This window comes from Burkholderia sp. MSMB1588, assembly GCF_001546925.1.
Taxonomy (GTDB): Bacteria; Pseudomonadota; Gammaproteobacteria; order Burkholderiales; family Burkholderiaceae; genus Burkholderia; species Burkholderia humptydooensis.
On sequence record NZ_LNJS01000001.1, the window covers coordinates 1,496,546 to 1,510,007 of the forward strand.

Sequence of the window (13,462 nt, forward strand, 5' to 3'; positions counted from 1 at the left end):
CGACTAGGCCGGACCGACGCGCCGCGCGCCACCGGTTTTCTCCAACGTTTTTTCTTGCCGCTGCACTGATAACAATCATGGCCAATCATCTGACCAAGATCATCGCGGTGTTGCTGATCGGGATCGCGATCCTGCTCGGCCTATACGCGTGGCTGCTCGGGCGCAAGCCGGCGCCCGTCGCGCCTGCCGCCGCGCCCGCTGCCGCGACGGCGATGGTGCCCGTCGTCGTCGCGGCGCGCGCGCTGCCCGCCGGGCAGCCCATTCCCGCCGATGCGCTGAAAGTGCAGCAGACGCCGACGCCGATCGCCGGCGCCTTCCCGAATCCGACGCTCGTCACGGGGCGCATCCCGGCGAGCGACATCGTCGCGCAGGCGCCGGTGCTCGAGAGCGAGCTGATGTCGGGCCTCGCCGATCAGATCGCGCCCGGCGAGCGCGCGGTCGCGATCAAGGTCGACGACACGAACGCGGTCGGCAACCGGCTGCGTCCCGGCAATTTCGTCGATGTATTCGTGAACCTGAAGCGCGAAGGCGGCTTCGGCGCGACCGGCGCCGAGATCGCGCAAACGCAGGCGCGGCTGCTGCTGTCGCGGGTGCGCGTGCTGTCGTTCGGCGACGCGACGGCCGATCGCGACGGCACGCCGGGCCCGACGGGCGCGGGCGCGCGCACCGCAGTGCTCGCCGTGCCGACCGCGCAGGTCGACGCGCTGACGCTCGCCGAGGCGAGCGGCCGGCTCGTGCTCGCGCTGCGCAGCCCGCGCGACGAGGATGTCGCCGCCCAGACGGTGGCGATCCGCGCGCCGGGCGGCGCGGGGGCATCGAACCAGGCGGCGGCGGGGCTCGTGCTGAGCGCGCTGTCGGGCGGCGGCGCGTCAGCGCAGACGGCGCGCGCGGCGCCCGCGCCCGCGCGGGTGACGGCGGCGGCCGCGCCGCGTGCGGGAGGCGGCATCGAGGTAATCCGGGGGGGGCGGGCCGAGACGGTCGCCTATTGATCGACGAGCAGTTTCGAACAGTGACGGCAGGGGGAAGGCCGGCTCGCGCCGGTCTCCGACACGATGAAAAATAAACTGATTGCATGGGCGATGGCGTTTGGCGTGTTGCTGTCGTTCGCCGCGCAGGCGGCCGAGATGGGGGCGATCGAGCTCACGACGGGCGCGCAGCGGCAGATTGCCGTCGGGCGCGGCGTGCAGCGGGTCGCGATCGGCGATCCGAACGTCGCCGACGTGCTCGTCATCAAGGGCGGGCGCGGCGGCGTGCTGCTCGTCGCGAAGGCGGCCGGCTCGACGAGCCTGATGGTGTGGGAGCGCGGCCGCGACGAGCCCGCGGTCTACACGGTCGACGTCGTGAGCGGCTCGGCGCGCGCGCTCCTCGACGGCGGCGCGCCGGGCGTGAGGGCGTATGACGGCACGGCGGTCGTGTCCGGCTCGGCCGCGACGCTCGATGCGCATGCGCGCGCGCTCGCCGTCGGCAAGGGAATGGCGGGCAAGGGCGGCGTCGTCGACGCATCGACGGTCGGCGGCAAGAACGTCGTGCAGGTCGACGTGCGCGTCGTCGAGTTCAGCCGCTCGGTGCTCAAGCAGGCGGGCCTGAACTTCTTCAAGCAGAACAACGGCTTCACGTTCGGCTCGTTCGCGCCCGCCGGCCTCGCGTCGGTGACGGGCGGCGGCACGTCGTCGATGTCGGTGTCGGCGAACATTCCGATCGCGTCCGCGTTCAATCTCGTCGTCGGCTCCGCGACGCGCGGCCTCTTCGCCGATCTGTCGATCCTCGAGGCGAACAACCTCGCGCGCGTGCTCGCGCAGCCGACGCTCGTCGCGCTGTCCGGGCAGAGCGCGAGCTTCCTCGCGGGCGGCGAGATCCCGGTGCCGGTGCCGCAGTCGCTCGGCACGATCTCGATCGACTGGAAGCCGTACGGCGTCGGCCTCACGCTCACGCCGACTGTGCTGAGCCCGCGCCGGATCGCGCTGAAGGTCGCGCCGGAATCGAGCCAGCTCGACTTCGTCCATTCGATCACGATCAACGGCGTGACGGTGCCCGCGCTCACGACGCGCCGCGCGGACACGACGGTCGAGCTGGGCGACGGCGAGAGCTTCGTGATCGGCGGCCTGATCGACCGCGAGACGACGTCGAACGTCGACAAGGTGCCGTTCCTCGGCGATCTGCCGATCATCGGCACGTTCTTCAAGCACCTCAGTTATCAGCAGAACGACAAGGAGCTCGTGATCATCGTGACGCCGCATCTCGTCGCGCCGATCGCGAAGAACGCGTCGCTGCCCGCGACGCCCGGTGAACTGTCCGAGCAGCGCGACGGGCCGGTGTGGCGGTCGTATCTCGGCGGCGCGCTGTCGCCGGACGCAGGGCCGGGGTTCTCGAAATGAGCGCGCGACGCCACGACAGCGCACGCGCGAGCGCCGCGATGCGGCGCGCAACCGGGATGCATCACCATGAACGCGAGAACACAATCCTTGGCTGAGCCCGCCGTCACCGACTACTTCGTCTGCGCGTCGCCTCACGGCGAGCACGTGCGCTGGCTCGCGCAGACGCTCGTCTCGGCGGGCGCGGTCGAGTCCGCGCCGCTCGAGCCGGCGGCGCTCGCGCAGCGGATCGCCGGGCTCAACCCGGTGCTCGTCTTCGTCGATTTCTCGGGCGGCCGCGCGCAGGCGGCGAGCGCCGCGGCGGCCGCGGTGCGGGTGTCGCATCCGGGGCTGCCGATCGTCGCGCTCGGCTCGCTCGGCGAGCCGGAAAGCGCGCTCGCCGCGCTGCGCGCCGGCGTGCGCGACTTCATCGATTTTTCCGCGCCCGCCGAGGACGCGCTCAGGATCACGCGCGGGCTGCTCGATCACGTCGGCGAGCAGCCGAGCCGCCACGGCCGGCTGATCGCGCTCCTCGGCGCGCGCGCCGGGATGGGCGCGAGCACGCTCGCCGCGAACCTGTCGGTGCTGGTGCAAAAACGCTCGGCTGCGCTCGGCCGCCAGACGGCGCTCGTCGATCTCGGCTTGCCGGCGGGCGACGGCGCGCTGTTCCTGAACACGCGCTGCGAATTCGATTTCGTCGAGGCGGTGCGCAACCTGCGCCGCTTCGACCGGACCTTCGTGAACACGGCGCTCGCGCGCCATCCGAGCGGCGTCGCGCTGACGTCGCTGCCGCCGAGCCTGACCGGGCTGCGCGACGTGTCGTACGCGTCGTGCGTCGGCCTGCTGAACCGCCTGCGCGCGTTCTTCGACTGCCAGATCGTCGACCTGGGCGGCTTCTCGAACCGCGACTTCGTCGCGCAGACCGCGAACGCGGCCGACGAATCGTGGCTCTTGTGCGACCAGGGCGTCGCGTCCGTCGTGTCGGCCGCCGAGCTGCTGGAATCGCTGCGCGACGCGGGCGTCGACACGGACAACGTGCGCCTCGTCGTGAACCAGTACGATCCGGCGCTCGGCCTCGCGCCCGCGCAGATCGCCGAGCGCCTCGGCCTCGCGCTCGCCGCGACGTTGCCGTCGCGGCGCGTGCCGATCGGGCATGCGGCCAATCAAGGCAAGCTGATCGTCGACGCGGCCGAGCGCGATCCCTACGTGCGCGCGCTCGAGCCGCTCGTCGAACGCGCGACGGGCGGCACGGGGGCCGCCGCGCCGCGCCCGGCGGGCGGCTTTTCCGCGCTCAGGCGCTTCATTCAACCCACCTCCAAGCGGTCGTAAGAGATGGCACACGACATTCAATTTGCCGACGGGGCGACGCCGTTCTCGCAAACGCAGCAGTTTCACGACATCAAGAACGCCGCGCACGAGCACCTTCTGACGCGCATCGAGGAGCTGGGCGCGGAGTTCGGGCGCTGGTCGCGGCAGGCGATCAATCAGTTCGTCGATCTGGAGATCGACAGCTTCGTTCGGCTGCGCCGCATTCCGCTCAACGAGAACGAGGTGCGCGCGGTCGCGCAGGCGCTGACGAAGGAGCTCGCGGGCTTCGGCCCGATCGAGGACCTGCTCGCCGATCCGCACGTCGAGGACATCCTGATCAACGGCTACAGCGACGTCTACGTGTCGAAGCACGGAATCCTGACGAAGCTGCCCGTGCGCTTCACCGACAACGCACACCTGCTGCGCATCGTGCGGCGCATTCTCGCGCCGATCGGCCGCCGGCTCGACGAGTCGAATCCGATGGTCGACGCGCGGCTGCCGGACGGCGGGCGCGTGAACGTCGTGATCGAGCCGCTGTCGATCGACGGCCCGGTCGTGTCGATCCGCAAGTTCCGCAAGGACCCGCTGAAGCCCGCCGATCTGCTCGCGAACGGCACGTTCAACGACGAGATCGGCGCGCTGCTCGAAGCCGCGGTCGCCGCGCGCTGCAACATCCTTGTGTCGGGCGGCACGAGCTCCGGCAAGACGTCGCTTCTGAACGCGCTCGCGTTCCACATTCCCGAAGTCGAGCGCGTCGTGACGATCGAGGACACGGCCGAGCTGTCGCTCAACCACCCGCATGTGGTGCGGCTCGAGAGCCGGCCGGGCGGCTTCGACGGCACGGGCGTCGTGTCGATCCGCGACCTGCTGCGCAACACGCTGCGGATGCGCCCGGACCGGATCATCGTCGGCGAAGTGCGCGGCGGCGAAGTGCTCGAGATGATGCAGGCGATGAATACCGGTCACGACGGCTCGATGGGCACGATCCACGCGAGCTCGCCGCGCGAGTGCCTGTACCGACTCGAGATGCTCGCCGGCTTCGCGGGCTTCCAGGGCACCGAATCGAGCCTGCGCCGGCAGATCGCGAACGCGGTCGATTTCATCGTGCAGATCGGGCGGCTGTCGAACGGGCGGCGGCGCATCCTGTCGGTCACCGAGGTGACGGGGCTGTCCGACAACATCATCGCGACGCAGGAGCTCTATCGCTACGAGCCGCGCGTGAACGTGGACGGCGACGAGACCGACGCGTGGGAATCGCTCGGCATCCATCCGCATTCGCCGAAGCTCGCGCGCTTCAGGCAGGCGCTCGCGGGCGGCGGCTTCGGCGGCGAGCCGTACGGCCGCGGCGGGGGCTTCAATGTCTAGCGCGGCGCTCTGGGCGCTCGCGCTCGCGCTGCTGTGCGTCGCCGGGGCGCTCGCACTATGGCGGCGCGGCGCGGCGAACAAGGAGCGCGCGCACGCGGCGCGCTACATCGACAGCCGGCTCGAGCCCGGCGCGCGCCCGGGCGCGCCGCCGAAGATGCCGGCCGCGGCCGAGCCGAAGCGCGCGGCGGCGGTGCCGGCGGCGGGCGCGCCCGCGGCGAAGCCCGCCGAGGGCCTCGCGCGCTGGCGCGAACGCGCGGCCGATGCGTGGCTGAACGTGTCGAACCGCGCGGGCGTGTCCGAGATTCGCACGCCGCTCATCGCGCTCGTTGCGGCGACGGCCGTCGCGACGCTGTGGGCGGGCCTGCGCGGCGGGCTGCTCGCCGCCGTCGCGGCGTTCGTCGCGGGCGCGACGCTCGTGGTCTTCTGGCTCGTGTCGCGGATGCAGAAGCGGCGGCTGCGGATCGTGCGCCAGTTGCCGTCGTTCCTCGACGGCATCGTGCGCCTCGTCACGCTCGGCAACAGCGTGCCCGCCGCGTTCCAGGCGACGCTGCAGACGACCGAGGCGCCGCTGCGCGGCTGCCTCGACCACGTGTCGCGGATGCTGCGCTCGGGCGTCGAGATCGATCGCGCGATGGTCTATGTCGCAACGCTCTACCGGATCAAGGAGTTCGAGCTCGTCGGCTCGGTGCTGCGGCTGTCCGTCAAGTACGGCGGCCGCGCCGACGTGATGCTCGACCGGATGGCCGTCTTCATGCGCGACCTCGAGCAGGCGGAGCGTGAGCTCGTCGCGATGTCGGCGGAGACGCGGCTGTCGGCGTGGGTACTCGGCGCGCTGCCCGTGGGCATCGGCAGCTTCGTGATCGCGACGAATCCGAAGTATTTCAGCGCGATGTGGCTCGATCCGATGGGCCGCCAGCTCGTGTATCTCGCGTTCATCCTGCAAGTCGCCGGCGGCTACTGGCTGTACCGGCTCGCCCGATTGAGGTGATCACGATGGACCCCAGCCGTCTTGGCGCAATCGCGCTCGTCCTCGGCTCAATCGGCGTGCTGATGCTCGCCGGGCTCGCGATCATGCAGGCCGTGCTCGCGCGGCGCACCGGCCGCACGCTTGCGGACGCGCTCGACCAGCGCGCCGCTGCGCTCGAGGCGGCCGCCGCGCGTGCGGCGGCGGGTGCGGCGTCGGCGCTCGGCGCGGCGCGCGCGAGCGCCGCGGACGCGGCGCCGGACGAGTGCCGTCCGCGCTTCGCGACGCTGCTCGATCGCGCCGGCAAGTTCGGGATGCGCCTGCTCGACACGCGGCTCGGCAAGCAGATCGTCGCCGAAGAAGACCGGATGCTGCTCGAGCAGTGCGGCTACGTCGACGCGCACACGCGCGGCGTCTTCCTGAGCGCGCGGATCGCGTGCGCGATCGCGCTGCCCGCCGCTGTCGCGCTCGCCGGCGGCGAGACGGTCCGCACGCATCTGACCGCCTGGGTCGCGCTCTGCGTCATCGCCGGCTTCATGCTGCCGAAGATCTACGTGCGCCGCCGCGCGGCGGCGCGCCGCCAGTCCGTCGTCGACGAGATGCCGCTGCTCGTCGACATGCTGCGGCTGTTGCAGGGCGTCGGGCTGTCGCTCGACCAGAGCATCCAGGTCGTCACGAACGACTTCAAGGGGATGCTGCCCGTGCTGTCGTCGGAGCTCGGGATCGCGCAGCGGCAGTTCGTCGCGGGGCGCACGCGCGAGCAGTCGCTGCAGCGCCTCGCGACGAGCTTCGACAACGAGGATCTGCGCGCGATCGTGCGCCTGCTGATCCAGGTCGACAAGCACGGCGGCGCGGTGCAGGAGCCGCTCAAGCAGTTCGGCGACCGGCTGCGCGAAGTGCGCCGCGCGATGCTGCGCGAGCGGATCGGCCGCCTCACGGTGAAGATGACGGGCGTGATGATTCTCACGCTGCTGCCCGCGCTCTTCATCGTGACCGCGGGGCCGGGGATGCTCGCCGTCACGCACGCGCTCACGGCCGCGCGCCGCTAGCCGCGTTTGCCGCCGCGCAACGAAGGAAGGAACGACATGAGACGAAGCAGCTTTTCACCGATGACGACGGCGGCGCTCGCGGCGCTTGCGCTGTCGCTCGCCGCGTGCGGGGCGTTCAAGGAGTCGGGCTACGGGATCGGCGCGCAGGCCGAGCGCGCGGCGCTGATGCAGGCCGCGGCCGACAGGAACGCGACGCCCGACACGCCCGGCATGTATCTCGGCCTCATCGGCCGGATGCAGTCGCAGGGGCTCCATTACGCGTCGCTCGCGCACATCGACGCTTACGAGAAGCAGTACGGCGCGTCGCCGGACACGATCCTGCTGCGCGCGGACGCGCTGCGCGCGACCGACCAGCCGGCCGCGAGCACGGTCGCGTACAGGCAGTTGCTCGGCACGCCGCTTGCCGCGCGCGGCTATCGCGGGCTCGGTTTGCTGGCCGGCGCGTCGGGCGATTTCGACGCCGCGTCGCAGGCGCTCGCGCAGGCGAGCGCGCTCGCGCCGACCGATTCGCTGACGCTGTCCGATCTCGCGTATGCGCGGATGCGCAGCGGCGATGTCGGGGGCGCGCGCGTGCCGTTGATGAAGGCGGCGGAGCTCGACCAGAACAATCCGAAGATCCTCAGCAATCTCGCGCTCTTTCTGCTCGCGACGGGGCAGACGCGCGACGCGCTCGGCCTGATGAACCAACTGAAGCTCGCGCCCGCGGTGCGCACGGAAATCCGCAACGACGCGACGAAGATCGCAGCCGCGTCGCGCGCGCGGCAGCGGGCGCTCGCGCGCCCGGGCGCGCCGGGCGCGGCCGCTGCCGCGGGCATGGCGATCGCCGCGAACGCGGCGGCGGGCGGCGCGGCGGGTTCGAGCGGCGAGGCGGCGGCCAGCAGGGGCGCCGTGGCCGGCGCGGCCGCGCCCGCGCCCGTCGCGGCCGCCACGGCGCCGGCGTTCGAGCCGACGGTGCCGCTCTTGCAGCGATTCTCGCAATGACAGACGTGATACGGAGTCGACATGACGACGCATGACCATACCCAGACCGCCGCTGCCCGCTCCGGGCGCGGCCGCGCGCTTTGCGCGGCGACGCTCGCGCTCGCGGCCGCGCTCGCGTGCGCGGCGGGCGCCGCCCGCGCGCAATCGTCGCAGCCGCAGCCGCAACACGACGCGCCGCCCGCATCGGAAATCGGCCACGCGTCACAGACATGGTTTGCGTTGCAGGCCAGCAACCGCGAGGCGGCGCCGGCGCAGCCGATGATCGGCGAGGCGGCGTCGCTCGCGTACGCGCGCTATCTCGAGTCGTTCAAGACGAAGATCCCGGCGTTCTACGGATCGGCCGCGGGCATGAGCGGCGGAGGAGGCGGTGGCGCGGACTATCTCCTCACGCCGGCGTCGCGTTCGCAGTGAGCGATCGCATGCCATTGGCCCGCCGTCGCGCCGAGCATCGGCCTTCCGCCCGCGGACGCGCGGCGATCGCGCGCGAGCGCGGCTCGTTCGCGGTCGTCGCGGCGATCTGGATGCTCGTCGCGATCGCCGCGCTCGGCGCGGTCGACATCGGCAACGTGTTCTTCGTGCGCCGCGACTTGCAGCGGGTCGCCGACGTGGCCGCGCTCGCCGGCGCGCAGAGAATGGACGATCGATGCGCGCAGCCGAACGCGGCCGCCGCCGCGAACGCGAGCTCGAACGGCTTCGATCCGTCGGCGGGCGGCAACACGCTGACGGTCGCGTGCGGGCGCTGGGACACGCAAAGCAACGTGGGGCCGAGCTACTTCAACACGGCGTCGACGCCGCTCAACGCGGTGCAGGTGACGGCAACGCAGACCGTGCCGTATTTCTTCCTCGGCCCGTCGCGCACGGTGAGCGCGACGTCGACCGCGAAGGCGACCAACGTCGACCAGTTCACGATCGGCACGACGCTCGCGAGCTTGCAGGGCGGCCTCGTGAACGGCGTGCTCAATGCGCTGCTCGGCACGAATCTGGGCCTGAGCGCGCTGTCGTACCAGGCGCTCGCGTCGACGCAGATCAAGGTCGGCGACCTGATGGCGGCCGCGAACGTGCTGACCGTCAACGAACTGCTCGCGACGCAGGTGACGGCGGGGCAGTTCGTCGATCTGATGCTGACCGCGCTGTCGCGCACGCAAGTCGTGAACGCGAACCTGCAGGCGAGCGTCGCCGCGCTGCAGGCGATCGCCGGCGCGAATCCCGGCGGCGGGAAATTCAGCCTCGGCGGCCAGTCGGGCGGGCCCGGCGTGTTCGCGCTCGGGCTGTCCGACACGCAGGCGGCCGCCGACGCGAAGATCGACGTGCTCGATGCGCTGATGGTCGCGGCCGAGGTGGCGGCGGCGGGCAAGCCGGCCGTCGACGTCGCGACGAAGCTGCAGCTCGCGGCGGGCCAGGGTGCGACGCTGAAGCTGCAGGTCATCGAGCCGCCGACGATCGTGATCGGCGAGGCGGGAACGGACCCGAAGACGGGGGCGTGGCGCACGCAGGCGAACAATGCGCAGATCCGGTTGTATGTGAAAGTGAGTCTCGGCACCACGGGGCTGTCGCCCACCAGCGCGCTGTTGCCGCTTGCGCCGCTCGTGAGCCTCGTGCAGAACCTGATACAGGTCGATCTGAGCCTGCCGATCGCGCTGCAGGTCGCGACGGGCTCCGCGTGGCTGCAGTCGACGAGTTGCGCTGCAACCGCCGCAGCGAGCCGCGCGACGATCGTCGTGCAGCCGGGCCTCGCGAACCTGTGCGTGGGCAACCCGCCGACGGATCTTTCCGCGCAGCAGACGTTCGCCTGCGACGCGCCTGCGACGATTGCATCGATCGGCCTGGCGAACGCGCCGCTCCTGCAGGTCAAGTCGGCCGTCGCGCTGCCGGCGGTCGTGCCGAAGGCCAGCGCCGCGACGCTCACGTTCAACGGCGTGACGGGCGACGCCGACGATTATCAGACGACGAATTCGAACGCGGTGGGCTCGGTGATCTCGAACGCGCTGTCGGGCGCCGCGCAATCGCTGACGGGGCCGAACGGCCTCACGCTCTATGTGCTGCAAATGCCGGTGCCCGTCGGCGATGCGCTGGGGCCGGTGGTCTCCGTGCTGCTGAACCTGCTCGGCCCCGTGCTGGGCTCGCTCGACCAGGTCGTCGTGCCGCTTTTGAGCCTGCTCGGCGTGCAGCTCGGCGCGGCGACGGTTCACAACCTGGCGCTGACCTGCGGCGCCGCGCAAACGGTTTATTGAAGATTCACGCATAACGATGAGAAACACGAACGCAATCGAAGGACTCGACCTGTACGTCTGGGAGGGCAAGGCCGACATCGTCGACCGGGTCGCGCGCTGCATGTCGAGCTTCGACGTCGAAGTGATCCGCGCGGACAACGAGGCGCTGTCGCCCGATCGAACTGCGATGCGGCCGTCGCTCGCGATCATCAGCGTGTCGATGATCGAGAGCGGCGCGGCGTTCCTGCGCACCTGGCAGGCGGACATCGGCATGCCGGTGGTCTGGGTCGGCGCGGCGCGCGATCACGATCCGTCGCAGTATCCGCCCGAGTATTCGCACATCCTGCCGCTCGATTTCACGTGCGCGGAACTGCGCGGCATGATCTCGAAGCTCGCGGTGCAACTGCGCGCGCATGCGGCGAAAACGCTCGAGCCGAGCACGCTCGTCGCGCATTCGGACTGCATGCAGGCGCTGCTGCAGGAAGTCGACACGTTTGCCGACTGCGACACGAACGTGCTGCTGCACGGCGAGACGGGCGTCGGCAAGGAGCGGGTCGCGCAACTGCTGCACGAGAAGCACTCGCGCTATTGCATGGGGGAGTTCGTGCCCGTCAACTGCGGCGCGATTCCGGACGGCCTGTTCGAGTCGCTCTTCTTCGGGCACGCGAAGGGCTCGTTCACGGGCGCGGTCGGCACGCACAAGGGCTACTTCGAGCAGGCGGCGGGCGGCACGCTCTTTCTCGACGAAGTGGGCGACCTGCCGCTCTACCAGCAGGTGAAGCTGCTGCGCGTGCTCGAGGACGGCGCGGTGCTGCGCATCGGCGCAACCGCGCCCGTCAAGGTGGACTTCCGGCTCGTCGCGGCGAGCAACAAGAAACTGCCGCTGCTCGTCAAGGACGGCTTGTTCAGGGCGGACCTGTATTACCGGCTCGCGGTGATCGAGTTGAGCATTCCGTCGCTCGAGGAGCGCGGGCCCGTCGACAAGATCGCGCTCTTCAAATCGTTCGTCGCGTCGGTCGTCGGCGAGGACCGGCTCGCCGCGCTGCCGGAGCTGCCTTACTGGCTTGCCGAGGCGGTCGCCGATTCGTACTTCCCGGGCAACGTGCGCGAGCTGCGCAACCTGGCCGAGCGCGTCGGCGTGACGGTGCGGCAGACGGGCGGCTGGGACACGGCGCGGCTGCAGCGGCTCGTCGCGCGCGCGCGCAGCGCCGCGCAGCCGGTGCCGGCGGAGAGCGCGCCCGACGTGTTCGCCGATCGCAGCAAGTGGGACATGGCCGAGCGCAACCGCGTGATCGCCGCGCTTGACGCCAACGGTTGGCGTCGGCAGGATACCGCGCAGCATCTCGGGATCAGCCGCAAGGTGCTGTGGGAAAAGATGCGCAAATACCAGATTTTCGACGAGGAGCCTGAGGCACGGGAAAGCGAATGAAAAAGGGCTGCGACGCAGCCGACGAACATGCATTCGAAAAACTACAACACTTCGAAGCAGGAAAAACAGAATGAGCCACATACGGGGAATGGGGCGCGTCTTCGTCGCGATCGCGGCGGCGGGCGGCCTCTGCGGCGCGCATGCGCAGGCATTGGAAGGCGAAGGCGGCGCTGCGTCGCCGGCGTTGACGGCATCTGCCGCGGCGGCGGCGCCGGGCGTCTCGGCGCCGGCCGTCGTCAATCTGTCGGCGCCCGGCGGCGCGCCGGCGGCGGCCGCGAGCGCGGATGCGAACGGCAGGAGCACGATCGACGAGCTGCAGCGCCAGATTCAGGCGCGCGAGCTGACCGAAATGCGCACGACGTACAACGGGAGCTACGGCGCGAGCTTGCTGCTCAACATCCAGGAAGGCACGTATTTTGTCGCGCTGTTCCAGCAAAGGGCGTTCTGGCGCGTGATCAGGACGGCGAGCGAGGCGCGCGCGGAAGCGGTCTACCGCGATTTCGCGAAGCAATCCGAGACGCTCGCGGTCAATGAACTGCAGGCCGCGAAGCTCGAATCGCAGAAAGCGCAGACCGATCGGCAGATCGCCGCCGTGCAGGAGCGGGCGAGCCGGCTGCAGGCGGATCTGAGCATCGCGCGCGAGCAGCGCGCGGCCGTCGCGAGCCGGCAGAAGGACAAGCTCGACGAGGCGGCCGCGCTGCGGGAGCAGAAGAACGAGCGGCAGGATCAACTGCGCAAGCTGCAGCAGCAGGTTCGTTCGTTGCAGCGGCAAGCCGACGCAGGATTGCCGAAGATGCGGTGATCGCACCACGGACGGGGCGGGATCGGACGGTCCCGCTTCGCGCAGGCCCCGGGATTCGCCGTGGCGCGGGCTCGCGAGACTGAGGCCCGTTCACGCCGGGAACGGGCCTGAGACAAAAAAGGGCAAGCCGGTGATGGCTTGCCCTTTCGATTTGGCGGGGCCGGTTTATTGGCCGTCGGTCGGACCGAGCGAACGGCGGCGGCGCGTGACGATCACGGGGCCGTTGCCGTTGCGCTCCTGCGTGCCGGAGGGCGCCGATGCGCCTTCTTGCGGCGCGCCGTAAGACTCGCGGGGCTCGCGCGGTTCGCGCGCGCCATAGCCGCCGTCGCCGCGGGGTTCGCGCGAGCCGTAGCCGCCGTCGCCGCGCGGTTCGCGGGAGCCATAGCCGCCATCGCCGCGCGATTCGCGAGCGCCATAGCCGCCGCCTTCGCCGCGCGGGCCGCCGTGCGAGCCGTACGGACCGTGACCGCCACCTTCGCGGCCGCCGGGGCGACCACCGCCGCCGTGGGGGCCGCCCGCGCGCGGGCCGCGGCCGCCGCCCGGACGGGAGCCGCCCGTGTCGAGCTGGATCGTCGAGATGGCGCGTTTATAGATGCCTTGCAGGCCGACGGGCGTGCGCAGCATCACCAGGTACTGGTCGAACGACTCGATGCATCCCGTCAGGCGAATACCGTTGACGAGATAAATTTCGACGCGCTTGCGTTCCTTGCGCGCGGCATTGATGAAGTCGTTTTGCGGATGGGATTCTGCAGGATTGGCCATTAAAAAGCGGCAGGTGCCGGCGTCAATTAAGAGTTATGCGTTTCGCCGCATGCGAACTTACACAGCGTTTGGCGGGATTTTACCCTGTTCGAACCCGATGCGCGCGCGAGCGTTTGTGTCCAACCGTTACCCACTATAGACGGTCCCGCGCGTTTGCGCGATCCGTCCGATCGGCCAATGCGCGTTGGCGCGCATTTTCGTTACGTCGGGTTACAGGTCTCGCACGGCCGTTGCACCTGCC

Annotated in this window: 12 protein-coding genes; 11 read left to right on the plus strand and 1 reads right to left on the minus strand. The window is 70.6% G+C overall.

Annotated features, from left to right (window positions below; genetic code table 11):
• Positions 1–77 precede the first annotated feature (77 nt).
• The 11 genes from cpaB to WS92_RS18720 all read left to right on the plus strand — a co-directional run bounded on the left by cpaB (position 78) and on the right by WS92_RS18720 (position 12,459).
• On the plus strand, positions 78–989 hold the full coding sequence (gene cpaB, locus WS92_RS18670; RefSeq protein WP_059929668.1) for a Flp pilus assembly protein CpaB: 912 nt from the start codon (positions 78–80) through the stop codon (positions 987–989).
• Positions 990–1,052: 63 nt separating this feature from the next.
• Positions 1,053–2,375, plus strand: a complete 1,323-nt coding sequence (locus tag WS92_RS18675; protein ID WP_059929666.1) for a type II and III secretion system protein family protein — start codon at positions 1,053–1,055, stop codon at positions 2,373–2,375.
• A 66-nt stretch (positions 2,376–2,441) separates the two neighbouring features.
• The gene (locus tag WS92_RS18680) at positions 2,442–3,680 is read left to right on the plus strand and encodes a transcriptional regulator (RefSeq protein ID WP_015601278.1); all 1,239 of its coding nucleotides are present in this window, start codon (positions 2,442–2,444) and stop codon (positions 3,678–3,680) included.
• Between the two features lie 3 nt (positions 3,681–3,683).
• Positions 3,684–5,024 (plus strand): TadA family conjugal transfer-associated ATPase, encoded by a 1,341-nt coding sequence (locus tag WS92_RS18685; protein WP_015600967.1) that lies wholly within the window; start codon positions 3,684–3,686, stop codon positions 5,022–5,024.
• Entirely contained in the window at positions 5,017–6,012 is a 996-nt protein-coding gene (locus tag WS92_RS18690) for a type II secretion system F family protein (protein WP_015600665.1), read from the plus strand. Before WS92_RS18685 ends, WS92_RS18690 begins: the two co-directional genes overlap by 8 nt.
• Positions 6,013–6,017: 5 nt before the next feature.
• Positions 6,018–7,037, plus strand: coding sequence for a type II secretion system F family protein (locus WS92_RS18695; protein ID WP_059929743.1), 1,020 nt, complete (start codon positions 6,018–6,020; stop codon positions 7,035–7,037).
• A 36-nt stretch (positions 7,038–7,073) separates the two neighbouring features.
• Complete coding sequence (locus WS92_RS18700; RefSeq protein ID WP_059929665.1) at positions 7,074–8,018, plus strand: tetratricopeptide repeat protein; 945 nt, start codon at positions 7,074–7,076, stop codon at positions 8,016–8,018.
• Between the two features lie 21 nt (positions 8,019–8,039).
• On the plus strand, positions 8,040–8,429 hold the full coding sequence (locus WS92_RS18705) for a DUF3613 domain-containing protein (RefSeq protein ID WP_059929663.1): 390 nt from the start codon (positions 8,040–8,042) through the stop codon (positions 8,427–8,429).
• An 8-nt stretch (positions 8,430–8,437) separates the two neighbouring features.
• Positions 8,438–10,249, plus strand: a complete 1,812-nt coding sequence (locus WS92_RS18710; protein ID WP_059929741.1) for a TadG family pilus assembly protein — start codon at positions 8,438–8,440, stop codon at positions 10,247–10,249.
• Between the two features lie 16 nt (positions 10,250–10,265).
• On the plus strand, positions 10,266–11,657 hold the full coding sequence (locus WS92_RS18715) for a sigma 54-interacting transcriptional regulator (RefSeq protein ID WP_006026562.1): 1,392 nt from the start codon (positions 10,266–10,268) through the stop codon (positions 11,655–11,657).
• Between the two features lie 88 nt (positions 11,658–11,745).
• Positions 11,746–12,459, plus strand: a complete 714-nt coding sequence (locus WS92_RS18720; protein WP_059929661.1) for a DUF2968 domain-containing protein — start codon at positions 11,746–11,748, stop codon at positions 12,457–12,459.
• Positions 12,460–12,624: 165 nt separating this feature from the next.
• On the opposite strand, the gene hfq is transcribed toward WS92_RS18720, so the two are convergent.
• Positions 12,625–13,221 (minus strand): RNA chaperone Hfq, encoded by a 597-nt coding sequence (gene hfq, locus WS92_RS18725; protein WP_006026564.1) that lies wholly within the window; start codon positions 13,219–13,221, stop codon positions 12,625–12,627.
• Positions 13,222–13,462: the final 241 nt, after the last annotated feature.

What these genes read in the sequence shown, in the direction of transcription:
- cpaB (WP_059929668.1), top strand. Translation starts at nt 78, where the DNA reads ATGGCCAATCATCTGACCAAGATCATCGCGGTGTTGCTGATCGGGATC.
- WS92_RS18675 (WP_059929666.1), top strand. Translation starts at nt 1,053, where the DNA reads ATGAAAAATAAACTGATTGCATGGGCGATGGCGTTTGGCGTGTTGCTG.
- WS92_RS18680 (WP_015601278.1), top strand. Translation starts at nt 2,442, where the DNA reads ATGAACGCGAGAACACAATCCTTGGCTGAGCCCGCCGTCACCGACTAC.
- WS92_RS18685 (WP_015600967.1), top strand. Translation starts at nt 3,684, where the DNA reads ATGGCACACGACATTCAATTTGCCGACGGGGCGACGCCGTTCTCGCAA.
- WS92_RS18690 (WP_015600665.1), top strand. Translation starts at nt 5,017, where the DNA reads ATGTCTAGCGCGGCGCTCTGGGCGCTCGCGCTCGCGCTGCTGTGCGTC.
- WS92_RS18695 (WP_059929743.1), top strand. Translation starts at nt 6,018, where the DNA reads ATGGACCCCAGCCGTCTTGGCGCAATCGCGCTCGTCCTCGGCTCAATC.
- WS92_RS18700 (WP_059929665.1), top strand. Translation starts at nt 7,074, where the DNA reads ATGAGACGAAGCAGCTTTTCACCGATGACGACGGCGGCGCTCGCGGCG.
- WS92_RS18705 (WP_059929663.1), top strand. Translation starts at nt 8,040, where the DNA reads ATGACGACGCATGACCATACCCAGACCGCCGCTGCCCGCTCCGGGCGC.
- WS92_RS18710 (WP_059929741.1), top strand. Translation starts at nt 8,438, where the DNA reads ATGCCATTGGCCCGCCGTCGCGCCGAGCATCGGCCTTCCGCCCGCGGA.
- WS92_RS18715 (WP_006026562.1), top strand. Translation starts at nt 10,266, where the DNA reads ATGAGAAACACGAACGCAATCGAAGGACTCGACCTGTACGTCTGGGAG.
- WS92_RS18720 (WP_059929661.1), top strand. Translation starts at nt 11,746, where the DNA reads ATGGGGCGCGTCTTCGTCGCGATCGCGGCGGCGGGCGGCCTCTGCGGC.
- hfq (WP_006026564.1), bottom strand. Translation starts at nt 13,221, where the DNA reads ATGGCCAATCCTGCAGAATCCCATCCGCAAAACGACTTCATCAATGCC.